The sequence below is a fragment of the Streptomyces sp. NPDC000878 genome, assembly GCF_053599695.1.
Window position 1 is genome coordinate 1 of the sequence record NZ_JBSFMT010000110.1, and the last position, 23,349, is coordinate 23,349.

The window sequence follows — 23,349 nt, forward strand, 5'->3', positions numbered from 1 at the left end:
CCCTACCCGTCCCATCCCGTTCCTGGGGGCTGCCGCCCCCAGACCCCCGCTTCGGCCTGAACGGCCTCGTCCTCAAACGCCGGACGGGCTGAAAACCTGAAAGGCCGGCCCCGGCCGGCGCTTGAGTGAGGTGTGTCAGTGGTGCGGGGTATTTTCTTTCTATGGGGAAGTACGGAGTGGCGCACATCGTGTGGGACTGGAACGGGACGCTGTTTCATGACACCGATGCCGTCATAGGAGCGACCAACGCGGCCTTCGGGGAGCTGGGGCTGGAGCCCATCACGCTGGAGCAGTACAGGGAGCTGTACTGCGTGCCCGTGCCGCGGTTCTACGAGCGGCTGATGGGGCGGCTGCCCACGGAGGCCGAGTGGGCTGTCATGGACGAGATCTTCCATCGGTACTACGCGGAGCACCGGGTGGCGTGCGAGCTGGCCGTGGGTGTGCGGGATCTGCTCGCCGGGTGGCAGTCGGCCGGGCGCAGTCAGTCCATTCTCAGTATGTATGGGCATGACGAGCTTGTTCCGCTTGTCAGGGAGTTCGGGATCGAGCCGCACTTCCTGCGTGTTGATGGGCGGACCGGACCCTCCGGTGGCAGCAAGGCCGAGCACATGGTGCGTCACCTCGGTGCGCTCAGCGGTGTCGAGGCCGCGCGCACTGTGGTGATCGGGGATGCCGCTGATGACGCGATCGCCGCCCTGCATGTGGGTGCGCGGGCCGTGCTCTACACCGGTGGTTCCCATGGGCGGGTCAGCCTCGAAGCGGTGGGTGTGCCCGTGGTGGACAGCCTGGAGGAGGCCGTCGCGGAGGCCGAGCGGCTGGCCGCGTAGGGGGCGTCCGGGGCTTTTCGGACCTCCTCTTTTCTCCTTCTGTTCAGAACGGCAAACTTCCCGGCCTGCTTTTGTACACAAATGGCTCATGACGTGGCCCCCGTCATGAGCGATAGCCTGGTGGCGTGATCAGCGCGATACGTCGCGGGGGCGCTCTCGCCCCTGCCCTGCGCCCGGAATGCACGGACCACATCCGTGCCCGGGCGGTGATCGCTGGTCGGCGCGGGCGGGACGGAACCCCGAGGGTTCCCAGGACGCCGTACGCATCCCGTGGACCGGCGTTGCCGAGAGCAGCGTCACACTCCGTCGGGGTGCCGAGAATGGCTGATACCCCCCCGCTCTTCCCACCCTGCGGCATAGCGTCGGAACTGACCGGAGACCCCGCGTCGTGGCGTTGTGCCGTAGGAGGAGCCGAACTTCCTTCTACGTCACGCAACGACGCGCGACAGGAGCCAGAGGACAATGCAGACCAAGCTGGACGAAGCCAAGGCCGAGCTGCTCGAAAGGGCCGCCCGGGTAGCTGAGAACAGCCCGGTCGGGGGGCAGCTACCGACTGGGACGACACGTGCAACCACGTCCGGCTCAGACCCCGGCACCCCGGACCACGACACCGTGCTCGCGTTCCTCCAGCGCTACTACCTGCACACGGCCCAGGAGGACCTCGCCGACCGCGACCCGGTCGACGTCTTCGGCGCCGCCTTCTCGCACTACCGGCTGGGCGCGACGCGTCCGCAGGGCACGGCGAGCGTGCGGGTGCACACCCCGACCGTCGAGGAGAACGGCTGGACGTGCAGCCACTCCGTCGTCGAGGTCGTGACCGACGACATGCCCTTCCTCGTCGACTCGGTCACCAACGAACTGTCCCGGCAGGGACGCGGTATCCATCTCGTCGTCCATCCGCAGTTCGTCGTACGACGGGACCTGACCGGCAAGCTCGTCGAGGTGCTGCCCGACCAGGCCGCCGGGAGTGCGGCGGTCGCGGGCGCCGAGCTGCCGCACGACGCGCACATCGAGTCGTGGATCCATGTCGAGATCGACCGCGAGACCGACCGCGCCGACCTGAAGCAGATCACCAACGACCTGCTGCGCGTCCTGTCCGACACCCGTGAGGCCGTCGAGGACTGGGAGAAGATGCGCGACTCCGCGCTGCGCATCGCCGAGGAACTGCCCAAGGAGCCGACCGCCGACGACCTGCGCGACCAGGACGTCGAGGAGGCGCGCGAACTGCTGCGCTGGCTCGCGGACGACCACTTCACCTTCCTCGGCTACCGCGAGTACGAGCTGCGGGAAGACGATTCGCTGGCCGCTGTGCCCGGTACCGGGCTCGGCATCCTGCGTTCCGATCCGCACCACTCCGTTGACGAGGGCCACCCGGTCAGCCCGTCCTTCGAGCGGCTGCCCGCCGACGCCCGCGCCAAGGCCCGCGAGCACAAGCTCCTCGTGCTCACCAAGGCCAACAGTCGTGCCACCGTGCATCGGCCGTCCTATCTCGACTACGTCGGGGTCAAGAAGTTCGACGAGAACGGTGATGTCGTCGGGGAGCGGCGGTTCCTGGGGCTGTTCTCCTCCGCCGCCTACACCGAGTCCGTGCGCCGCGTGCCCGTCGTCCGCCGCAAGGTCGACGAGGTGCTGCGGGGTGCCGGGTTCTCGCCCAACAGCCATGACGGGCGTGACCTCCTCCAGATCATGGAGACCTACCCGCGCGACGAGCTGTTCCAGACTCCGCCCGATGAGCTCCGGTCGATCGTCACGTCCGTTCTTTACCTTCAGGAGCGGCGGCGGCTTCGGCTCTATCTGCGCCAGGACGAGTACGGGCGCTACTACTCCGCCCTCGTCTATCTGCCGCGTGACCGGTACACCACCGGCGTACGGCTGCGGATCATCGACATCCTGAAGGAGGAACTCGGCGGTACCAGCGTCGACTTCACCGCCTGGAACACCGAGTCGATCCTGTCGCGGCTGCACTTCGTCGTGCGGGTTCCGCAGGGGACCGAGCTGCCGCAGCTCTCCGACCGGGACAAGGACCGTATCGAGGCACGGCTAGTCGAGGCCGCCCGGTCCTGGGCCGACGCCTTCGCCGAGGCACTCAACGCCGAGTGCGGCGAGGAGCGCGCCGCCGAACTGCTGCGCCGGTACGGGAACGCCTTCCCCGAGGGCTACAAGGCCGACCACACCCCGCGCGCCGCCGTCGCCGACCTCGTCCACCTCGAAAAGCTGGGCGTCGGCACGAACTTCGCACTCAGCCTGTACGAGCCGGTGGGCGCCGCGCCCGGTGAGCGCCGGTTCAAGATCTACCGCACCGGCGAGTCCGTCTCGCTCTCCGCCGTGCTCCCCGTCCTCAACCGGCTCGGCGTCGAGGTGATCGACGAGCGGCCGTACGAGCTGCGCTGCGCGGACCGGACCACCGCCTGGATCTACGACTTCGGGCTCCGGCTGCCCAAGTCGCTGAGCAGTGGCGGGGATTATCTCGGGGACGACGGCCGCGAGCGTTTCCAGGAGGCTTTCTCGGCCACCTGGACGGGACAGGCCGAGAACGACGGCTTCAACGCGCTGGTGCTGAGCGCGGGCCTCGACTGGCGGCAGGCGCTGGTGCTGCGGGCGTACGCCAAGTACCTGCGGCAGGCCGGTTCCACGTTCAGCCAGGACTACATGGAGGACACCCTCCGGAACAACGTCCACACCACCAGGCTGCTCGTGTCCCTGTTCGAGGCGCGGATGTCGCCGGAGCGACAGCGGGCGGGCCTTGAGCTGACCGATGCCCTCATGGAGGAGCTGGACGCGGCCCTCGACCAGGTGGCCTCCCTCGACGAGGACCGCATCCTGCGGTCCTTCCTCACCGTCATCAAGGCGACCCTCCGGACGAACTTCTACCAGGAGGGCATGGGCGGCAAGCCGCACGACTACGTCTCCATGAAGTTCGACCCGCAGGCCATCCCGGACCTGCCGGCGCCGCGTCCGGCGTACGAGATCTGGGTGTACTCGCCGCGGGTCGAGGGCGTGCACCTGCGGTTCGGGAAGGTCGCGCGCGGTGGACTGCGCTGGTCGGACCGGCGGGAGGACTTCCGTACGGAGATCCTCGGGCTGGTCAAGGCGCAGATGGTGAAGAACACCGTCATCGTGCCGGTCGGCGCCAAGGGCGGGTTCGTCGCCAAGCAGCTGCCGGATCCGAGTGTGGACCGGGACGCGTGGCTCGCCGAGGGGGTCCGCAGCTACAAGACGTTCATCTCGGCGCTCCTCGACATCACCGACAACCTGGTGGCCGGCGAGGTCGTGCCGCCCGCCGACGTCGTACGGCACGACGAGGACGACACCTATCTCGTCGTCGCCGCCGACAAGGGCACCGCGACCTTCTCGGACATCGCCAACGAGGTCGCCCAGGCGTACAACTTCTGGCTCGGGGACGCCTTCGCGTCGGGTGGCTCGGCCGGGTACGACCACAAGGGCATGGGCATCACCGCGCGGGGCGCCTGGGAGTCCGTCAAGCGGCACTTCCGTGAGCTGGGCGTCAACACGCAGAGCGAGGACTTCACCGTCGTGGGTGTCGGTGACATGAGCGGTGACGTGTTCGGCAACGGCATGCTGCTGAGCGAGCACATCCGGCTTGTCGCCGCCTTCGACCACCGGCACATCTTCATCGACCCGAATCCGGACGCGGCCACCTCGTACGCGGAGCGGCGGCGGCTGTTCGAGCTGCCGAGGTCGAGCTGGGCGGAGTACGACAGCCAGCTGATCTCGGCCGGGGGCGGCATCTTCCCCCGTACCGCCAAGGCCATTCCGGTCAACTCGCACATCCGCGAGGCCCTCGGCATCGAGGCCGGGGTCGCCAAGATGACACCGGCCGACCTGATGAAGGCGATCCTCCAGGCACCGGTCGACCTGCTGTGGAACGGCGGCATCGGCACGTACGTCAAGTCGAGTACGGAGTCCCACGCCGACGTCGGCGACAAGGCCAACGACTCCATCCGCGTCGACGGCGGCGATCTGCGCGTCAAGGTCGTCGGCGAGGGCGGCAACCTCGGGCTCACCCAGCTCGGGCGGATCGAGTTCGCGCAGCGCGGCGGGAAGATCAACACCGACGCCATCGACAACAGCGCGGGCGTGGACACCTCCGACCACGAGGTGAACATCAAGATCCTGCTCAACTACCTTGTCACGGAAGGCGACATGACCGTCAAGCAGCGCAACACGCTGCTGGCGAAGATGACCGACGAGGTGGGCAAGCTCGTCCTGCGCAACAACTACGCGCAGAACACGGCCATCGCCAACGCCCTCGCCCAGTCCAAGGACATGCTCCACGCCCAGCAGCGCTTCATGCGCCACCTGGTCAGGGAAGGGCACCTGGACCGGGCGCTCGAATTCCTTCCGACCGACCGGCAGATCCGCGAACGGCTCGGCGGTGGGCAGGGGTTGACCGGTCCGGAGACGGCCGTGCTCCTCGCGTACACGAAGATCACCGTCGCGGACGAGCTGCTGCGCACCTCACTGCCCGAAGACCCGTATCTGCGCCGCCTGTTGGACGCCTACTTCCCGAGCGCGCTGCGCAAGAAGTTCCCCGAGCAGATCGAGGGGCACGCGCTGCGCCGCGAGATCATCACGACCGTCCTCGTCAACGACACGGTCAACACGGGCGGTACGAGCTTCCTGCACCGGCTGCGCGAAGAGACCGGCGCCTCGCTGGAGGAGGTGGTGCGGGCACAGACCGCGGCCCGCGCGATCTTCAACTCCGGCGCGGTGTGGGACGGGGTCGAGGCGCTCGACAACACGGTCGAGGCCGCCGTCCAGACCCGGATCCGCCTCCACTCGCGGCGACTTGTCGAGCGCGGCACCCGCTGGCTGCTCAACAACCGGCCGCAGCCGCTGCAACTCACGGAGACCATCGAGTTCTTCGGCGAGCGGGTCGGTCAAGTCTGGTCCCAGCTGCCCAAGTTGCTGCGCGGCGCGGATCTGGACTGGTACCAGAAGATCTACGACGAGCTGACGGGCGCCGGTGTCCCCGACGCCCTCGCCACCCGGGTCGCGGGCTTCTCGTCCGCCTTCCCGACGCTGGACATCGTCTCGGTCGCCGACCGGATGGGCCGTAACCCGATGGACGTCGCCGAGGTGTACTACGACCTCGCCGACCGTCTCCACATCACCCAGCTGATGGACCGCATCATCGAGCTGCCGCGCGCCGACCGCTGGCAGTCCATGGCCCGCGCGTCCATCCGCGAGGACCTGTACGCGGCCCACTCGGCGCTCACGGCAGACGTCCTCGCGGTCGGCAACGGCTCGTCGACGCCCGAGCAGCGCTACAAGGCGTGGGAGGAGAAGAACGCGGCGATCCTGGGCCGGGCGCGCACGACCCTGGACGAGATCCAGACCTCGGACGCCTTCGACCTGGCGAACCTGTCGGTCGCGATGCGCACGATGCGGACGCTGCTGCGGACGCATTCGTAGGCGTACGCAGGCGGTACGTCGTCTGCTTCCTGTACGCGAACGGGGGTGCCCCGGGCCGTGACGGCCCGGGGCACCCCCGTTTTTTCTTGACAACTGTTGGAGAAAAGCAGACAGGGAATTTACCCTTTCCTGCTAGCCCGAGCGCCTCGGATAAAGTCGCGGGCGTGAGTGTGAATGTCTCCGAGAACCCGATTTCGGTTCCTGCCCGGTCGGTGCGGCGCGTAATCCTCGAAGCGGTGAAATTCGGGGCCGTCGGCGGCAGCGGTGTGCTCGTGAACTTCCTGTTCTTCAACCTGCTGCTGCACGGGCTCGGTTGGCGGGCGATGGCGGCGACCGTGTTGGCCAGCCTGATCGCCATGGGCAGTAACTACCTGGGTTTCCGCTATTTCACGTACCGGGACAGGGCCTCACGTACCAGGCAGCAGATCGCGCTGTTCTTCGTGTTCAGCGCGATCGGCATCGCGATGGAGAGCGGGCTGTTCTACATCGGTTATCACGGGCTGGGACTGCACGGGCCGGTCGAGTCGAATGCCGTGAAGGGCGTCTCGATCGTGCTGGCTTCCGGGTTCCGGTTCCTTGTTTATCGGACGTGGGTTTTCCGCCACTAGGCGGCTTTGGGCGCGGCTTTGGCCGGACGGTTCGTGAAGGCCTCGTACTCCTTCAGTACGTCGTCGGTCGGGCCGTCCATGCGGAGTTCGCCGCGTTCCAGCCACAGGACGCGGTCGCAGGTGTCCCGGATGGACTTGTTGTTGTGGCTGACCAGGAACACCGTGCCCGCGTGCTGGCGCAGCTCGCGGATGCGTTCCTCGGAGCGCTGCTGGAAGGAACGGTCGCCGGTCGCCAGGGCCTCGTCGATCAGCAGGACGTCGTGGTCCTTGGCGGCGGCGATGGAGAAGCGCAGGCGGGCGCCCATGCCGGAGGAGTACGTGCGCATGGGGAGGGTGATGAAGTCGCCCTTCTCGTTGATCCCCGAGAAGTCGACGATGCCCTGGTAGCGCTCCTTGATCTGCTCCCGGGACATGCCCATCGCGAGCCCGCCGAGATAGACGTTGCGCTCGCCCGTCAGGTCGCCCATCAGGGCCGCGTTGACGCCGAGGAGGGAGGGCTGGCCGTCGGTGTAGATGTGGCCGTGCTCCACCGGGAGCAGGCCCGCGACCGCCTTGAGCAGCGTGGACTTGCCGGAGCCGTTGGTGCCGATCAGGCCGATGGCCTCGCCGCGGTAGGCGACGAAGGAGACGCTCTTGACGGCGTGCACCTTGCGCACCCCGGCCGCCTTCTCGCTCTGCTTGCGCCGCATCATCCGGTTGAGGGCGGCGGTCGCGGTGCCGCGTCCGGCGCCCGTGCCGTTGACCCGGTAGACGATGTCGACGTGGTCGGCGACGACGGTGGGGATCTGCTCGTTCGGGATGCCGGGAGCGCTGGAGGTCCCGGGGGCGCCCAGGTCGTCGGGGGTGCTCGGGGTGCTTGCGGTGCTCGGGGTGTTCGGGTTCTCAGCCACGGCCGTACGTCTCCTCAGCCTTCCAGAAGTAGATGAAGCCGCCGACGCCCACGAGCAGCGCCCAGCCGGTCGCGATCGGCCAGACGTGCGCCGGCAGCTGGCTGGAGTGGTAGCTGTCGATCAGCGCGAAGCGCATCAGGTCGATGTAGATCGCCGCCGGGTTGGTCTCCAGGAGCACCGACACCACGTGCGGCAGATTGTCCTTCGAGGCCAGCTTGTCGATGCTCCACATGACCCCGGACACGTACATCCAGGTGCGCAGCACGAACGGCATCAGCTGGGCGATGTCCGGAGTGGACGCGCCCATCCGCGCCATGATCATCGACACGCCCGCGTTGAACACGAACTGGAGTGCCAGGGCCGGGATGACCAGCAGCCAGGAGACGCTGATCGGGATGCCGAAGCAGAGCAGGATCACGATCAGCGCGGCCATCGAGAACAGCAGCTGCTGGAGCTGCTGGATGCAGAACGAGATCGGCAGGGCCGCGCGCGGGAAGTGCAGGGCCCGTACGAGACCGAGGTTGCCGGCGATCGCGCGGGTGCCCGCCATGATCGAACTCTGTGTGAACGTCCAGATGAACACGCCCGTGACCAGGAACGGGATGTAGTCCGGCACGCCGTGCTTGGTACCCAGCAGGACGCCGAAGATGAAGTAGTAGACCGCCGCGTTGAGCAGCGGTGTCATCACCTGCCAGACCTGCCCGAGCTTCGCCTGGCTGTACTGGGCGGTCAGCTTGGCGGTGGCGAACGCGGTGATGAAGTGGCGCCGCGCCCACAGCTGGCGGACGTACGTCGGCAGGGTGGGGCGGGCGCCGCTCACCGAGAGGCCGTGCCGGAGGGCGAACGCCGAGAGGTCGCCCTCGGCCGGGGCGACCGGCGGCGCGGGTGCCGTGGACTGGGGCGGTGTGTGGAGGACCTGGCTCACATCCGCTGCTTTCGCTTGGGGGAGTGGAGAAGGAGGGGCGGAGATGGGGGGCGCGCGACCGGTTCCGATCTCCGGCGTCCCCCGCCGGCACGAGAGCGCCGGATTCTTTCGGTTCCTTACGTGTTTCTTGCCAAACTCTTACGTCGGGACGGGACCGTATCGTCGCAACGGGAGCGTATTCCGATTCGGCGTCGGAACGCAACCGTTTCGTCGTCACGCCCCTATGCTGGTCCGTATGACGACGAACGCCGACGAGCCCGGGACCGCACCGGCGCGGACCCGCCGCCGGGCCCCCGCAGGAGCCGCCGTACTGCGGGAGGACGTGACCGAGGCCATTCGCGAGGCCGTGTTCGAGGAGCTGGCGTCCGTCGGATACGCCCGGATGTCCATCGAGGGCATCGCGCGCCGGGCGGGCGTCGGCAAGACGGCGGTGTACCGGCGCTGGCGTTCGAAGCTGCACCTGGTCCTCGACCTGGTCTCGGCGATCGCGGTGCAGGGGCTGCCGGCGCCGGACACGGGCACGCTGGAGGGCGATCTGCGGCTGCTGTACGAGCTGACGTCCCGTGCCCTGCGCCACCCGGTGGCCTCGCAGATCATCCCGGACCTCCAGGCGGAGGCGGCCCGTAACCCCGAGATCGCCGACGCCATGCAGAAGGCGTTGCGGGAGGGGCAGGAAGGCGTCGCGAGCGGGATCGTGGCGGCGGCGGAGGCGAGGGGCGAGGTCCGCCCGGGTATCGACGCCGACCTGGCCCTCGACCTGATCTCGGGGCCGCTCTACTGGCGCTCGGTGGTGATCCGGAACCCGAAGCTGCCGAAGGGGTATCTGGGATCGCTGGCGCGGGCTACGACGGCGGCGCTGAAGGCGCTGTAGCGGCGCACGTGAGGGAGAACGGAAACGGGGCGGGCGGTGACCGTAGTGGTCACCGCCCGCCCCGTTTCCGCAGCGTCTGAAATGACGATCAGGCCTGCTGCGCCTGCCCCCGGCCCTTCAGCAGGGCCGATCCCGCGCCCAGCGACACGACTCCCATGCCCACGGCGGTCGCGATGCCCTGTGCGCCGTCCACCGCGAAGGGCGCGACGGCCGCCACGGCGAGGTTGAAGAGGAACAGGAACCAGAGAACCGGACGGGAGGAGAGCAGCGCCTTCATGGGATTTCCTTTCGGGGAGGCAGCTCCTTCCGAGTGAGGGAGCCGAGCGGATGAGCCGACTGGGGGAGCCGTGAACTTCCGAGAACTACGATCCCGGGATCCGCTTGCCGTCACGAGGGAGTGCTCTCCCGAACCGATGGTGTAGCGGGCTACACCATCACCCGGGAGCAGGGTCTCCCGCGCTCCCACCTGCTCGTCGCCTAGCCTGATGGCCATGTGGAAGACACTGCGGCAAGCGGCGCGGGCCACGGTCCAGCTGCTCGCGGTCGCGATCCTGGCCTTCGGCTCGTACATATTCATCACCGTCCTGCTGATCACGGCCACCGTCTCGCTCGCGGTCGTCGGCATCGGGATGCTGCCCGAGACGGTCCTGCTCATCCGGCGGATCGCCGGCACCAAGCGGCGGATGGCGACCGAGTGGTCGGGCGTGGAGATCCCCGAGGCGTATCTGCCCATCCAGGGCAAGCTGAAGGAGAAGCTGCGCACGGTCGTCCGCGACCCCGGCACCCGCACCGACCTGCGCTGGATGCTCGTCCACTATGTGTACGGGGCCCTGCCGCTGCTGATGATCCCGCTGTGGCCGGTCGGTCTGGTCGTCGACGGTGTGTGGTGCGGGCTGCTGCGCCGTGAGGCGGTCGTCCTCCCCCTGATCAGCAGGCTCGCCGACCTCGACGCGTCCTGGTCGGCCGCCCTGCTCAAGCCCTCCCCGAAGGCGAATCTCGTCGAGCGCGTCGAGCAGCTGAAGGCGACCCGCGCCGACGCGGTCGCCGCGCACGGAGCCGAGCTCCGGCGCATCGAACGCGACCTGCACGATGGCGCCCAGGCCCGCCTGGTCTCCCTGTCCATGCGGATCGGCCTCGCGAAACGGGCGTACGACCGTGACCCGGAGGCCGCCCGCAAGCTGCTGGAGGACGCCCAGGATCAGGCCGAGGAGGCGCTGACCGAGCTGCGCAACGTGGTGCGCGGCATCCATCCGCCGATCCTCACGGACCGGGGTCTCGTGGGCGCCGTACGGGCCCTGGCGTCGAGCAGCGGTCTGGAGGTCAGCGTGGGCGACGACGGTGTCGAGGACGGCGTACGGGCACCCGCGGCCGTGGAGGCAGCCGCCTACTTCGTGATCGCCGAAGCGCTGACGAATGCGGCGAAGTACAGCGGTTCGCCGACCGCCTGGGTCGAACTCGCCCGCGTACCAAGGGGGTTGAAGGTCCGGGTGGGCGACCACGGCCAGGGCGGCGCCGACGAGAAGGGCGGCACCGGACTGCTCGGGATGCGCCGCCGGGTGGCCGCGCTGGACGGCAGTGTGGACGTGTCGAGCCCCGTAGGGGGACCGACCGTGATCGACGTGGAGCTGCCCTGCGTATGGTGAGCGCGACCGCCGCTTGGCCGGCGGGCTGGACCGGATCGAGAACAGGACCGTCATGCGCGTAGTGATCGCCGAGGACAACGCCCTGCTGAGACAAGGCCTCGTCCTGCTGCTGACGTCGGCCGGACACGAGGTCGTGGCCGTCGCGGGCAGCGGCCCCGAGGTACTCCCGGCCCTCCTCGAACACCGCCCGGACGCCGCCGTACTGGACGTCCGGATGCCCCCCGGCTTCCGCGACGAGGGCCTGCGCGCGGCCCTGGAGGCGAGGGAGCAGATCCCCGGCCTCCCGGTGCTGGTCCTCTCCCAGTACGTGGAGGAGTCGTACGCGGCAGAGCTGCTGGGCGGCGGAGCAAGCGGCGTCGGCTACTTGCTCAAGGACCGCATCGGCAGGGTGGACGAGTTCCTGGACGCCCTGGACCGAGTGGCCGCAGGCGGCACGGCCCTCGACCCCGAGGTGGTAGCCGAACTCCTCACCCGCCGCCGCGACTCCCCCCTCGACTCCCTCACCCCGCGCGAACGCGAGGTCCTCAAGCTGATGGCGGAGGGCCACGACAACACGATGATCGCCAAAACCCTGGTGGTCACGGAACGCTCGGTCAGCAAACACATCGGCAACGTGTTCCTGAAGCTCGGCCTCCCGCCGAGCGACAGCGGGCACCGCCGGGTGCTGGCGGTACTGGCGTATCTGAACAACCAGTAGGGGCATCCAGGAGGGGCAGCCAGTAGAGGCAACCAGTAGGGCCCGGACTGGGTTGCCAGACCTGTCGCTACCGCCCAGGCTGCCCAGGTGTCGTCCCCGCCTCCGGGTGCAGCCGCAGCCACCCCTCCCACGCCGATGTGATCATGTCCTGGACGTCGTGCTTCGCCTTCCAGCCCAGTTCTGTGGTGATGCGGTCGGCCGAGGCCACGACCCTCGCCGGGTCACCCGGGCGGCGTGGGGCCACGACCGGGGGCAGGGTGTGGCCCGTTGCCGTGTTCACTCGGTCGATCATCTCGCGGACCGAAACGCCCTCGCCCCGGCCGATGTTGAGGGTGAGTTCACGGCCCGGTGTCGCCTCCAGTGCCCGGGCGGTCGCCACATGGGCCTCCGCCAGGTCCGTCACGTGGATGTAGTCCCGTACGCAGGTGCCGTCCGGGGTCGGGTAGTCGTCGCCGAAGATGCGCGGGGGTTCGTGGGCCGTGAGGCGTTCGAAGATCATGGGGATGATGTTGAAGACGCCTACGTCTGCCAGGGACGGGGTCGCAGCTCCGGCCACGTTGAAGTAGCGGAGGCACGCCGTCGACAGCCCCGTCGCCCTGCCCGTCGCGCGGACCAGCCACTCACCCGCCAGTTTCGTCTCGCCGTACGGGCTCATCGGCACGCACGGCGTCTCCTCCGTGACTACGTCCACATCCGGCATGCCGTACACCGCCGCCGAGGACGAGAACACGAAGGAGGGGACGTGGGCCGCCGTCACCGCCGCAAGCAGGACGCGCAGCCCCTCCACGTTCTCCCGGTAGTAGTGCAGGGGGCGGTCCACCGACTCGCCCACCTGCTTCTTCGCCGCCAGATGGACCACGCCCGTCACCTCGTGGTCCCGCAGGGCGCGCGCCACCCGCTCGCCGTCCAGGGTCGAGCCGACCACCAGCGGTACGCCGTCCGGCACCCGCTCGGCGATTCCGGTGGACAGGTCGTCGTACACCACGGCTCGCTCGCCCGCCTCGGTCATCGCGCGGACGACGTGCGCTCCGATGTAGCCGGCGCCGCCGGTGATCAGCCAGGTCATGTGCGTCGTCCCCTCGTGTGGTCGGGTGGTTGGGTGGTCGAGTGGTCGGTCGGGCTTTGTCAGCTAACTCCCGTTAAGGCGCACTTAGTTCCCGCTCGGGGAGTGAAGCGATGGATGCGGGCTGTGAGGGGTGCGGAATCGTGGCCGGGCGGGTCGCTCGCCACAGCCGTACGAAGGACGTGATCGCCGCCGCTGCCAGCAGGCCGTTGCGTACGACCATCACCGCCACGCCCGTCCAGGTGCACTGGATGACCTCGCCGTACAGGGCCGGATAGGCGACGCTGCTCACCGCTGCCGCCGCCAGCAGCAGCCAGGCCACCGGGCGCTGGCTGGTGTGCCGCGAGGTCAGGCAGACGGCGGCCAGTCCCAGCAACCAGATCATGTACTGCGGGCTGATCACCCGGCTGGTGATCGTGAAGAGGAGCACGGCGGTCAGTGCAGCGTCGAACGGCGTCGCCTCCGTCCAGTGCCGGGCCCGTACCCGCCACAGCAGCAGGAGCCCGAACGCCACGACCGTCAGCGCGAGGGCCAGCGCGGCCACGGACGACACGTACGGGCCCACGAACTCCATCGCGCCGTACTGGTAGCGCACGCGCCCCTCCCACCCGGCGCGCGTGGCGAGGGAGAGCGCGGTACCGCCGAACGACTCGATCTGCACGCCCCGCCCGCCCTGCTGGCGCAGGAAGGAGAACGGGTTGCTGAAGAACACCGCCAGGAGGGCCAGCGCCGCCGTCGCCGTGACCGTCGCGGACGGCCACGCCGACCGGGTCGTACGGCCCCTCTCCACACCCAGCAGCACCAGCGCGGGCCAGACCTTCACCAGGGCGCCCAGCGCCGCGAACGCACCGCACGCGCGCGGGGAGCGCGACAACGTCAACAGGGAGATGACGGCCAACGCCGTGACCTGCACGTCGTAGCGCGCGAGCGGCACCTGGAGGAGCAGCGGCAGACCCGCCGTCCAATAGGCGGCACCGCGCAGGGAACGGCCCGGACGCCTCCCCGCGCGCGTGAGGACGAACAGGATCAGGGCATCGGTGGCGAGCGTGAGCGCCACGAACGCCTCGAAGTACGTCAGCGTCGGCAGCAGCGCGGGCGACAGCAGCACCGGACCCGCGCCCGGCGGGTACTGCCACAGCGTGTCGTCCACGGGGAACGCGCCCTGCGTGAGGGCGCCGTACCAGCGGAAATACAGCCGCTGCACCTCACGTGCCACCCCGCCGCCACCGAGCAGCGGGATGTCGTCGTGGACCAGCAGCCACAGCATCAGGGCACGGGAGGCGGCCCAGCCGACGGCGAGGGTGAGGAGGCGGTGGTTCATGGTGGTGGGGGGTCTCGTCACGGCGGGATCGTAAGCCGCACGGATGCCATATTCACGTCAATCCGGCATCAATCGCTATCAAGGTTGTCTAATCACACAAAATCAATCCCGTGATCAACAGGCCGATGAACAAGGGGATGAACAAGAAGACAGCCGCCGCCGTCGCGGTCCCGGTGATCCCCAAGGCCGTCGTGATCCCCATGGCCGTCATGCTGGTGATCGGCTGCTGGGGGCTCGACCGGGGCGGTATATGGCGTGACGAGGCCGCCACCTTCCAGGTCGCGCGGCGCACGTTCCCGCAGATCTGGCGGCTGCTGCACGAGGTCGACGCCGTACACGGCCTGTACTACCTGCTCATGCGGCCCGTCCTCGCCGTCCACCCCGGCGAGGTGCTGCTCCGGCTCCCGTCCGTCCTCGCCGCCGTCACGACCGCCGGCCTGGTCGCGACCCTCGGCACCCGGCTGGCCTCCCCACGCGTCGGCCTCTGGGCCGGTCTGCTGTACGCGGTCACACCGATGGTCGGCCACTACGCCCAGGAGGGCCGGTCGTACGCCCTGGTCGCGGCCGGTGCGACAGGCGCGACGCTGCTGCTCGTACGGGCACTCGCGGGCCGCTCCTGGACGCCGTACGGAGTGGTCCTCGCCGTCACCTGCCTCCTCCACGAGTTCGCCGTACTGCTCCTCCTCGCGCACGCCGTGACCCTCGCGCTCACCCGCGTCCCCCGGCGGGTGTGGACGCGCTGGCTGTGCGCGGCCGGCGCCGTGACGCTGACCCTGCTCCCGCTGGCACTGCTCTCGCACGCCCAGTCCGGGCAGGTGGCATGGCTGCGGCCACCCGGACAGGCCGGCGTCGACCGCCTCGTACGCCAGTTCGCCGGCCCGACGGACGAGGTCCTCGCCCCCTGCCTGATCCTCATGTACGCGGCCCTGCGCCGCCCCTGGCCCACACGCCCCGGCGCCGAGCCACCCCTCGCCGCAGTCGCCCTCCCGCTGCTCCTCGTACCACCGGCGATCCTCATCACCGTCTCCCAGTGGTCACCGCTCTACGACGACCGCTACGTCCTGTACGCCCTGGCCGGCGCCCCGCTCCTGGTCGCCGCCGGAGCCGACCGCATCGCCCGGGCCGTGCCGAGCCTGCCCCGCACGACCGTCACGGCGGCCGGGGCGCTGGCGGTGGCCATGGTCTGCGCACACCAGCTCCCGCTCCTCCGCCAGGACCGTTCGATGGCCCACCGAGGCGGCGACAACCTGGCCACCGCCTCCGCACTGGCGTCCCGCGAACTGCGCCCAGGCGACCCGGTCCTGTTCCTCCCGTCCCTCGGCCGCCGCTCGGCACTGGCGTACCCGAAGGGATTCAGGGGGGTGCGGGACGTGGCCCTCGCCGAGTCCGCGCGCACCTCCGGCACCCTGTACGGCATCGAGATCGGCCCGGACGCGCTGCGCCGCCAGTTGGCGGGCTTGAACCAGGTGTGGCTGATCGCGGAGCCATACGCCCTGAGCCCGTCCTGGCACCCGGACACCCAGACCGACCGACTCAAACGGGCGGCGATGGAGAAGGAGTTCACGCCGACCCGGGAGTTCAGGGGCAGCGGAGTAACACTCCGGCTGTACGAACGCGCCACTTTAGGGGCGCGGGGAACTGCGCGACCAGCCCCAACGGCGCCGCACCAACCCAACAACCCCAACCCGCCTAAGCCTCCAGCGCCGCCGCATCCAACGCACTGGTCAGCTCGTCCAACCGAGCCCGCAACGCCCGAATCTCCTCCACGTCGAACGACGTCGCCGCCACAATCCGCCGAGGCACCTGAAGCGCCCGCTCGCGCAGCGCAACCCCCTCCTCGGTAGCCCGCACCTCCACCGACCGCTCGTCCCGCGCACTGCGCTCGCGCCGGACAAGCCCGGCCGTCTCCAGCCGCTTGAGCAGCGGCGACAGCGTGCCGGAGTCGAGACGCAGATGCTCGCCGAGCTTCTTCACGGGCAGCTGGCCGTGCTCCCACAGCACGAGCATCACCAGGTACTGCGGGTAGGTGAGCCCGAGATCCTTGAGCACCACGCGGTAGACACCGTTGAAGGCGCGCGACGCCGCGTTCAGGGAGAAGCAGATCTGCTGGTCGAGACGGAGGTAGTCCTCGGCGGAGGTTGCTGACATGTCTCCAGGATACCTCTTGCCCGTCATCTAGTTGTGCACAATTGAATTGTGTGCTTAAGTTATCTCCGTAAGGAACCCCGCAAGGGGCTCCACGAGAACTTCGATGAGAGGGACGGGTTCCATGGACGCGATCTACACCGCAGTCGCCACCGCCACGCACGGCCGCGAGGGCCGCGCCGTCAGCTCCGACGGCAAGGTGGACCTCCCGCTCGGCATCCCGGTGGAGATGGGTGGCAACGGCGCCGGGACCAACCCGGAGCAGCTCTTCGCCGCCGGTTACGCCGCCTGTTTCGGCAGTGCGCTGGGCCTGGTCGGCCGGGGCGCCAAGGTCGACGTCAGTGACGCCGCCGTGACCGCCGAGGTCGGCATCGGCAAGCAGGGCGAGGGCTTCGGCCTCAAGGTCACCCTCCGCGTCGAGCTGCCCGACACCGTCGACGCGGAGACCGGCCGCAAGCTGGTCGAGCAGGCCCACCAGGTCTGCCCGTACTCCAACGCGACGCGCGGCAACATCGAGGTCGACCTCGTCATCGAGTAGTACCGCCGGCGGCGTCCAGTACATCGGCGCTCGGCTCCAGACGCTCCACGCTCGCGAGCGGCGCGGTGGCCGACGCGGCAGCCGCCGACGGTACCGGGTGGCGCTCGGCGAGCGGAGTGACCGACGCCGCCCCGGCCGTCTCGCCCAACACCAGCCGCCGGACGACCCGTTCGGCGGCTCGCCCGTCGTCGTACGGACAGAACCGCTCGCGGAACGCGGTCCGCAACTGCGTGGAGCGCGAGCCGCGCCAGTGGCCCGTCGCGAAGATGTCGATCAGTTCGTCCTCGCTGCGCGACACCGCACCCGGCGGGAAGGCGCGCAGGTCGAAGTAGGTGCCACGGGCCGCCTCGTACGCCTCCCAGTCGTCCGCGTGGATGACGATCGGCCGGTCCAGGTTGGCGTAGTCGAACATCAGCGACGAGTAGTCGGTGACCAGCGCGTCCGAGGCCAGGCACAGTGACTCGACGTTCGGATGGTCGGTCACGTCGATGAGCCGGCCGCCGGAGGCGTGCGTCAGCGGGGCGTCGTAGATGTGGTGCGCGCGGGCCAACAGCACGTAGCGCGGGCCGAGTTGGCGCAGAACCCGCTCCAGGTCGAGCGTCTGGCGGGGGCCGCGCAGATAGTCGCGGTGGGTCGGCGCGTACAGGATCGCCACCGAGCCCTCCGGGATGCCGAGCGACTCGCGCAGCCGGGCGACGTCCGCCGAAGTCGCCTGCTGGAACACGTCGTTGCGGGGCTGCCCGGTTTCGAGGGTGCGGTAGCCGCCGGGGAAGACGCGCTCCCATACGAGGGTGGAGTGACGGTTGGCCGACAGGCAGTGGTCCCAGGTGTCGACGTCCGCGAGGAGCGCCGTGAAGTCGGTGTCGCGGGCGGCGGCCGGCCGGTCCTGGAGGTCGAGGCCCATCCGCTTCAGCGGCGTTCCGTACTGGGTCTGGATCACCACCTGCCCGGCTCGCTTCGCGAACCGCCCCTCCCAGCTCGCGTTGCTCACCAGGTACTTGGAGCGGGCCAGCGCCGTCCAGTAGGCGGCGGTGCCGGGCCGGACCCGGGCGGTCGCCGTCGGGAGCGTGTGATGGTGCTCGGGTCGGGCGACCCACGCCGTCCGCATGCCCGGCACGAAGGAGCGGAACGCGGCTTCCAGGGCGCCCGGATTGCAGCCGTACCCGCGCCCGGAGTGACTGGTGAAGACGGCCCGGTCGGCGCGCAGCGGCAGCCGCCGCTGGACCCGGTAGTGCAGCCGCAGGGCGGTCGAACGGACGCTCCGGGCAAGGGACTTGACGAAGCGGGTGGTGTGGCGGCGCAGGGCGGACGCGAGGCGTACCGCCCGATACGTGCGGTAGCTGCCCGTCCGGACGAGCAGATGCCGGAGCCGGGCGTGCAGCGGTACGGCGGCGCCCGGGGTGCGGTAACGGCGGTAGTGGGCCCGGGACTTGCGCAGGAACTCGGCACGGGCGGTGCGCGGCAGCCGGTCCGGGCGGGCCAGCACCGACATCAGCTGGTCGACCATCCGGCGGAACAACACCGGCCGCCAGTGCGCGAGTTCGGGACGCGCGTCGACGAACGCGAAGATCCGGTCGTACTGCTCATGGATGTCGAAGTGGCCCTGCTCGGCGGGGGAGTCGGTGATCTGCCGTGGCCTGCGGTGGTGGACGCAGACCCGGTCCAGGGTCGCGACCGACTCGGCGGCCAGCAGTGCCGGGACCGTCCAGGGGAGATCCGCGTGGGCGCCGGCCGGGAAGGTGAGGCCCTCGCGCTCGACGAACTCCCGCCGGTACGCCTTGTTCCAGGCCACCGGCGGCAGCTTGAGCAGCAACGGGCGGTCGTCGAGCCGGAAGGGGGCCGGACCCTGCTCGGTGAGCTGCCCGAGGAACGGGCTGCGGACGGTCTCGCCGGTCCACAGGGCGTGCGCGTGGTCGTAGACGACGACGTCCGCGTCGCCCGCCTCCTTGATCCGGTCGGCGATGGCCCGCAGCGCGTCCGGGGCGAGGGTGTCGTCGCCGTCGACGAAGACGAGATAGTCCCCGGTCGCGTGCTCGATCCCCGCGTTGCGCGCCCCGCCCACCCCGCCGTTCTCCGGCAGATGGACGGGGCGCACCCGGGCGTCGCGGGCCGCGAACTCGTCGACGAGCGCACCGCAGGCGTCGGGCGAGCGGTCGTCGACGGCGATCACTTCGAGATCCGGGTACGACTGGCCGAGCACCGATTCCAGGCACTCCTGCAGATAAGCCTGAACCTTGTACGCGGGGACGATGACACTGAACCTGGGCAAGGCACATCCATGGGTCGGCGGGTCGGCGCGGGCCTACTGCCCGGGAACGGCCGATGGAGTGACTTGGTTACGCCGATTGCGGCATGTGGGGGACATGGCCGTTTGGAACCGTAACCTCATGAATGTGATGCTTATCCGCTAGCTCGATCGTCAGATTTGACTGCTTACTCGACTGCTTACTTGGCTGCCTATTTGACCGCTCCCGCCATCACCCCCGACACGAACTGCCGCTGGAACGCGAAGAACACGGCCAGCGGAATCACCATCGAGATGAACGCGCCCGGCGCCAGCACCTCGATGTTGCTGCCGAACTGCCGTACCTGCTGCTGGAGCGCGACCGTCAGCGGCTGCGACTGGGAGTCGGAGAACACCAGCGCGACCAGCATGTCGTTCCACACCCACAGGAACTGGAAGATCCCCAGGGACGCGATCGCGGGCGCGGCGAGCGGCATGACGACGGTCGCGAACAGCCTGATCTCGCCCGCGCCGTCCAGCCGGGCGGCTTCGAGCAGTTCGCGCGGGATCTCCGCGAAGAAGTTCCGCAGCAGGAAGATCGCGAACGGCAGCCCGAAGCCCACATGGAACAGCACCACACCGATGATGTCGCCGAAGATCCCGATCTTCCCGAAGAGATCGGAGAGCGGGATCAGCGCCACCTGCACGGGTACGACGAGCAGCGCGACGACGACCAGGAACCACCCGTCGCGCCCCTTGAAGTCCATCCACGCGAAGGCGTATCCGGCCATCGCGCCGATCATGACGACCAGAAGCGTCGCCGGAACCGTGATCCAGATGGTGTTGAGGAGGGAGCTGGTGATCGCGTCGTTCTCCAGCAGTGTCTCGTAGCTCTTGGCGGTCAGCTGGCCGGGCGCCGTGAACACCTTCCACCACCCGGAGGCGGCGATGTCGGTCGGGTCGCGGAACGACGACATGAGCAGCCCGAACGTCGGCACCATCCAGATCAGCGCGACGACGATCAGGAAGAGCCGCATCACGCCACCCGCCGTGCCGCTGACCAGGCGGGCGGCGAAGGAGCGCTTGGCGCGCACGGGCGGGTCGAGCTTCGGGTCGAGGGCCGGGTCGACAGTCGTCACCGTTGACGCTCCTTCCTGAGTCGACGGAGATTGACGAACATCACCGGCAGGACGAGCAGCAGCAGAATGACACCGATCGCGCTGCCGACGCCGTAGTTGCCGCCACCGCCGAACGACGACAGGAACAGCTGGAGCGCGAGGACGTTGGCGTCGTCCTGACTGGGCTGCGGGGCGATGATGTAGACGAGGTCGAACACCTTCATCACATTGATCATCAGCGTGACGAGCACGACGACCAGTACGGGTGCGAGAAGTGGCACGGTCACCCGCCGGAACACCTGCCACTCGTTGGCGCCGTCCACGCGCGCCGCCTCCAGCAGATTCCGGTCCACCCCCGCGAGCCCCGCCGCGATGAGCACCATGGCGAACCCGGCCCACATCCACACATAGCTGCCGATGATGGCCGGGGTGACGAGGGTGGGCCCGAGCCAGTCGATCCCGTTGTAGGCGGCGGCGAAGTTCGAGCCGGGCAGTTTCAGCTGGGCCCCGTCGGCATCGGCGGGCAGGCTGAAGGTGCCGTCGGCGCCGCTGGTCGCCGAGGCGACGACCTTCCCGTCCTTCACGGCCTCGACCTTGACCCCCTTCAGCGCCTTCTCACCGGGGTCGACCTGCCCCTTCGTACCGCCACCGCCGAGCTTGAAGTCCAGCCAGACGGTGCCGGTGATCCCGGAACCCGTGGCGGCGGGGGCCTTCGCGTCCTCGGGCGTGCCGGGGAGCTTGTTGGGGGCGATGCCTACGAGGGGCAGCAGGGCCGGGGTGCCAGGGCTGACGGTCCCGGTGGAGGTGAACGAGCCCCCGCCGGACGACTTCAGATCGCTGGCCTGGGCGTTCGGGCGGGCCTTCGGATAGACGGACGAGTCGACGAAGGCGTCGTGCACGGACGTCACGATCGCGTTGGCGACGCCCTGGTCCGGGTCCTGCTCGTAGACGAGGCGGAAGATGATGCCCGCCGCGAGCATCGAGATCGCCATCGGCATGAAGACGATCAGTTTGAACGCCGTACCCCAGCGCACCCGTTCCGTCAGCACCGCGAAGATCAGACCGAGCGCGGTGACGAGGGCGGGCGCGACCGCCACCCAGATCGCCGTGTTGCGTACGGCGGTCAGCGTGGCGTCGTTCGTGAAGATGTCGCCGTAGTTCTCCAGGCCGACGAAACCCGAACCGTCGGCGTCGTACAGGCTGCGCCAGACGGAGTAGCCGATCGGGTAGACGACGAGCGAGCCGAGCAGGATCAGGGCGGGCAGGAGGAAGACGCCTGCCACCCACCAGCGGGTGCCGGTGATGCTCTTGGGGGGACGAGCGGGGGCCAAGGGGGTCGCGGGTCCTACGGCTCCTACTGGTCCTACGGGTTCCTCGGGGGGCGTGCTCTCTGTAGACGTCATTCCGGCGCCGTCAGCTGTTCTTGTACGCCTTGGCGGCGTCGGTCTCGAGTTTCTGCTGGGTGCCCGCGACGTCATTCGGGTTCTTCAGGAAGTCCTGGAGGTCCTTCCACTCGCCGACGCCCTGGGTACCGCCGAAGGCGGCCGGGGCCTGGTCGGACATGTCGAAGCGGAAGTCGTCGCCGGCCGCGATGAGGGCCTTGGCGATGTCCCGGGTGACGTCGTCCTTGTAGCTGGCCTGGTCCATGGTCTTGCTGGGGGAGAGGAAGCCGCCCTGGGCCGCCCAGATCTCGGCCGCGTCGGTCGAGCCGAGGAACGTCAGGAGGGCCTGGGCGCCCGCGCCGTCCTTGAGGGCCACCGCGACATCGCCGCCGCTGACGACGGGCGCCTGGTCGCCAACTGCGGGGAACGGGAAGACTTTCGCATCCGTGCCGAGCTTCGCCTTGGTGTCCGCGTTGATGTTGGCTGCCACGAAGTCGCCCTCGAAGACCATCCCCGCCGGGGTGTCACCGGAGAAGGTCTGGGTGACCGACTTCGGGAACTCGGTCGCCAGCGCGCCGGAACGTCCGCCCGCGAGGAGGTCGTCCTTGCCCCACAGCTCGGCGAGGGTGGTCAGGGCGGCCTTGACGGAGGGATCGGTCCACTTGATCTTGTGCTGGGCCAGTTGGTCGTACTTCTCGGGGCCCGCCTGCGACAGATAGACGTTCTCGAACCAGTCGGTGAGGGTCCAGCCGTCGGCGCCGCCGACGGACACGGCGGGGGAGCCGGCGTCGGAGAGCGTCTGGGCGGTGGCTATGAAGTCCTTCCAGGTGGTGGGGGTGTCCGTGAGGCCCGCCGCCTCGAACGCGGCGGTGTTGTACCAGATCAGGGACTTGTTGGCGGCCTTCACATAGATGCCGTACTGCTTGCCCTCGAAGGCGCCGAGGTCCTTCCAGCCGGCGGAGAAGTTCTTGTCGAGCTGGGCCTGGGCGTCCGCGCCGAGCGGCTTGATCCAGCCCTTCTCGGCGAACTGGTGCAGCACGCCGACCTGCGGCAGGAACGCGACGTCCGGGGGCTGGCCGCCCTCGATCTTCGTACCGAGGAACGTGGAGGTGTTGTTGCCGGTCGGTACGAAGTTGACCTTCGCGCCGGTGCGCTTCTCGAACTCCTTCAGAACCTTGGTGAAGTTCTCCTGCTCGGGGCCCGTCCAGACGGCGGCGACTTCGAGGGTCTGGCCGTTGAGCTTCGGCAGCTGGACGGAGGCGGAGGTGTCACCGCCGGTGCCGCTGCTTGTGCTTGTCCCGCTTGGGCTGTCGTCGTCGGAGCCGCAGGAGGTGAGGGCGAGGGTGAGGGCTGTGGCGGTGAGGGCGGTAAGGGTGCGTGTACGAATCGTGCTGCGCATGTCTGGCCCCGTTCGTCGTTCGGCGTTGAACGTGTTCGGCGCTGTCCCGTGGGCTCTGGTCTACGCCGGGTCGTTGGGGTCGGCAAGTGCGCCTGCGCTGTCAAGTGGGTGATCGTGACCGCGTCGTGTCCTTGTCCTCGCCCCCGCCGCCCTTACCCGTCCCATCCCTGGGGGCTGCCGCCCCCAGACCCCCGCTATCGGCCTGAACGGCCTCGTCCTCAAGCGCCGGACGGGCTGGGTGTGCCTGGGGGTTGTGGTGGAG

At 69.2% G+C, this 23,349-nt stretch carries 17 protein-coding genes and 1 pseudogene; 8 read left to right on the forward strand and 10 right to left on the reverse strand.

Translation table 11 applies throughout. From position 1 onward, the window contains the following. Nucleotides 1-161 precede the first annotated feature (161 nt). The 3 genes from ACWDR4_RS46635 (at nt 162) to ACWDR4_RS46645 (ending at nt 6,871) form a co-directional block, all read left to right on the forward strand. Nucleotides 162-827, forward strand: coding sequence for an HAD family hydrolase (locus tag ACWDR4_RS46635; RefSeq protein WP_450417860.1), 666 nt, complete (start codon nt 162-164; stop codon nt 825-827). Nucleotides 828-1,289: 462 nt separating this feature from the next. After that, nucleotides 1,290-6,263, forward strand: a complete 4,974-nt coding sequence (locus tag ACWDR4_RS46640) for an NAD-glutamate dehydrogenase (protein WP_450417861.1) — start codon at nt 1,290-1,292, stop codon at nt 6,261-6,263. A gap of 164 nt (nt 6,264-6,427) precedes the next feature. Next, on the forward strand, nt 6,428-6,871 hold the full coding sequence (locus ACWDR4_RS46645) for a GtrA family protein (protein ID WP_450417863.1): 444 nt from the start codon (nt 6,428-6,430) through the stop codon (nt 6,869-6,871). On the opposite strand, the gene ACWDR4_RS46650 is transcribed toward ACWDR4_RS46645, so the two are convergent. Beyond that, on the reverse strand, nt 6,868-7,704 hold the full coding sequence (locus ACWDR4_RS46650) for an ABC transporter ATP-binding protein (RefSeq protein ID WP_450417878.1): 837 nt from the start codon (nt 7,702-7,704) through the stop codon (nt 6,868-6,870). The genes ACWDR4_RS46645 and ACWDR4_RS46650 overlap by 4 nt on opposite strands. 49 nt (nt 7,705-7,753) lie before the next feature. Then, nucleotides 7,754-8,686 (reverse strand): ABC transporter permease, encoded by a 933-nt coding sequence (locus ACWDR4_RS46655; RefSeq protein WP_450417865.1) that lies wholly within the window; start codon nt 8,684-8,686, stop codon nt 7,754-7,756. Between the two features lie 235 nt (nt 8,687-8,921). On the opposite strand from ACWDR4_RS46655, the gene ACWDR4_RS46660 reads away from it, so the two are divergent. Then, on the forward strand, nt 8,922-9,557 hold the full coding sequence (locus tag ACWDR4_RS46660) for a TetR/AcrR family transcriptional regulator (RefSeq protein WP_450417867.1): 636 nt from the start codon (nt 8,922-8,924) through the stop codon (nt 9,555-9,557). Nucleotides 9,558-9,645: 88 nt separating this feature from the next. Here ACWDR4_RS46660 and ACWDR4_RS46665 read toward each other — a convergent pair whose 3' ends face one another. Then, nucleotides 9,646-9,834 (reverse strand): hypothetical protein, encoded by a 189-nt coding sequence (locus ACWDR4_RS46665; protein WP_369037472.1) that lies wholly within the window; start codon nt 9,832-9,834, stop codon nt 9,646-9,648. Nucleotides 9,835-10,048: 214 nt separating this feature from the next. Here ACWDR4_RS46665 and ACWDR4_RS46670 point away from each other — a divergent pair, with 214 nt between their 5' ends. Both ACWDR4_RS46670 and ACWDR4_RS46675 read left to right on the forward strand, forming a co-directional pair. Next, nucleotides 10,049-11,200, forward strand: coding sequence for a histidine kinase (locus ACWDR4_RS46670; protein WP_450417868.1), 1,152 nt, complete (start codon nt 10,049-10,051; stop codon nt 11,198-11,200). A gap of 52 nt (nt 11,201-11,252) precedes the next feature. After that, nucleotides 11,253-11,897, forward strand: a complete 645-nt coding sequence (locus ACWDR4_RS46675) for a response regulator (protein ID WP_389358227.1) — start codon at nt 11,253-11,255, stop codon at nt 11,895-11,897. A 67-nt stretch (nt 11,898-11,964) separates the two neighbouring features. On the opposite strand, the gene galE is transcribed toward ACWDR4_RS46675, so the two are convergent. Both galE and ACWDR4_RS46685 read right to left on the reverse strand, forming a co-directional pair. After that, entirely contained in the window at nt 11,965-12,963 is a 999-nt protein-coding gene (gene galE / locus ACWDR4_RS46680) for a UDP-glucose 4-epimerase GalE (RefSeq protein ID WP_450417869.1), read from the reverse strand. Nucleotides 12,964-13,036: 73 nt separating this feature from the next. Then, nucleotides 13,037-14,281: a glycosyltransferase 87 family protein gene (locus ACWDR4_RS46685; RefSeq protein WP_450417879.1), complete on the reverse strand. Its 1,245-nt coding sequence runs from the start codon at nt 14,279-14,281 to the stop codon at nt 13,037-13,039. Nucleotides 14,282-14,637: 356 nt separating this feature from the next. Between ACWDR4_RS46685 and ACWDR4_RS46690 the strand changes: the two are divergent. Continuing rightward, a pseudogene (locus tag ACWDR4_RS46690) lies at nt 14,638-14,997 on the forward strand (glycosyltransferase family 39 protein); the annotation flags it as partial. A gap of 973 nt (nt 14,998-15,970) precedes the next feature. On the opposite strand, the gene ACWDR4_RS46695 reads toward ACWDR4_RS46690, so the two are convergent. Then, nucleotides 15,971-16,456 carry a MarR family winged helix-turn-helix transcriptional regulator gene (locus tag ACWDR4_RS46695; protein WP_450417871.1) on the reverse strand — a complete coding sequence of 162 codons (486 nt, stop codon included), beginning with the start codon at nt 16,454-16,456 and terminating at the stop codon, nt 15,971-15,973. A gap of 94 nt (nt 16,457-16,550) precedes the next feature. Here ACWDR4_RS46695 and ACWDR4_RS46700 point away from each other — a divergent pair, with 94 nt between their 5' ends. Beyond that, a complete protein-coding gene (locus ACWDR4_RS46700; protein WP_389358215.1) occupies nt 16,551-16,964 on the forward strand; it encodes an organic hydroperoxide resistance protein in 414 nt (137 codons plus the stop codon). Here ACWDR4_RS46700 and ACWDR4_RS46705 read toward each other — a convergent pair. From ACWDR4_RS46705 to ACWDR4_RS46720, 4 genes are all read right to left on the reverse strand, one after another. After that, entirely contained in the window at nt 16,954-19,233 is a 2,280-nt protein-coding gene (locus ACWDR4_RS46705; protein ID WP_450417872.1) for a bifunctional glycosyltransferase/CDP-glycerol:glycerophosphate glycerophosphotransferase, read from the reverse strand. The genes ACWDR4_RS46700 and ACWDR4_RS46705 overlap by 11 nt on opposite strands. Nucleotides 19,234-19,421: 188 nt before the next feature. Then, the gene (locus ACWDR4_RS46710; protein ID WP_450417873.1) at nt 19,422-20,327 is read right to left on the reverse strand and encodes a carbohydrate ABC transporter permease; all 906 of its coding nucleotides are present in this window, start codon (nt 20,325-20,327) and stop codon (nt 19,422-19,424) included. After that, nucleotides 20,324-21,709: a carbohydrate ABC transporter permease gene (locus ACWDR4_RS46715; RefSeq protein WP_450417875.1), complete on the reverse strand. Its 1,386-nt coding sequence runs from the start codon at nt 21,707-21,709 to the stop codon at nt 20,324-20,326. The genes ACWDR4_RS46710 and ACWDR4_RS46715 overlap by 4 nt, the downstream gene beginning before the upstream one ends. A 10-nt stretch (nt 21,710-21,719) precedes the next feature. Beyond that, the gene (locus ACWDR4_RS46720) at nt 21,720-23,087 is read right to left on the reverse strand and encodes an ABC transporter substrate-binding protein (RefSeq protein ID WP_450417877.1); all 1,368 of its coding nucleotides are present in this window, start codon (nt 23,085-23,087) and stop codon (nt 21,720-21,722) included. Between the last annotated feature and the right edge of the window lie 262 nt (nt 23,088-23,349).

Coding starts and splice junctions, on each gene's coding strand:
- ACWDR4_RS46635 (WP_450417860.1), top strand. CDS start 162: ATGGGGAAGTACGGAGTGGCGCACATCGTGTGGGACTGGAACGGGACG.
- ACWDR4_RS46640 (WP_450417861.1), top strand. CDS start 1,290: ATGCAGACCAAGCTGGACGAAGCCAAGGCCGAGCTGCTCGAAAGGGCC.
- ACWDR4_RS46660 (WP_450417867.1), top strand. CDS start 8,922: ATGACGACGAACGCCGACGAGCCCGGGACCGCACCGGCGCGGACCCGC.
- ACWDR4_RS46665 (WP_369037472.1), bottom strand. CDS start 9,834: ATGAAGGCGCTGCTCTCCTCCCGTCCGGTTCTCTGGTTCCTGTTCCTC.
- ACWDR4_RS46670 (WP_450417868.1), top strand. CDS start 10,049: ATGTGGAAGACACTGCGGCAAGCGGCGCGGGCCACGGTCCAGCTGCTC.
- ACWDR4_RS46675 (WP_389358227.1), top strand. CDS start 11,253: ATGCGCGTAGTGATCGCCGAGGACAACGCCCTGCTGAGACAAGGCCTC.
- galE (WP_450417869.1), bottom strand. CDS start 12,963: ATGACCTGGCTGATCACCGGCGGCGCCGGCTACATCGGAGCGCACGTC.
- ACWDR4_RS46685 (WP_450417879.1), bottom strand. CDS start 14,281: ATGAACCACCGCCTCCTCACCCTCGCCGTCGGCTGGGCCGCCTCCCGT.
- ACWDR4_RS46695 (WP_450417871.1), bottom strand. CDS start 16,456: ATGACGGGCAAGAGGTATCCTGGAGACATGTCAGCAACCTCCGCCGAG.
- ACWDR4_RS46700 (WP_389358215.1), top strand. CDS start 16,551: ATGGACGCGATCTACACCGCAGTCGCCACCGCCACGCACGGCCGCGAG.
- ACWDR4_RS46715 (WP_450417875.1), bottom strand. CDS start 21,709: ATGACGTCTACAGAGAGCACGCCCCCCGAGGAACCCGTAGGACCAGTA.
- ACWDR4_RS46720 (WP_450417877.1), bottom strand. CDS start 23,087: ATGCGCAGCACGATTCGTACACGCACCCTTACCGCCCTCACCGCCACA.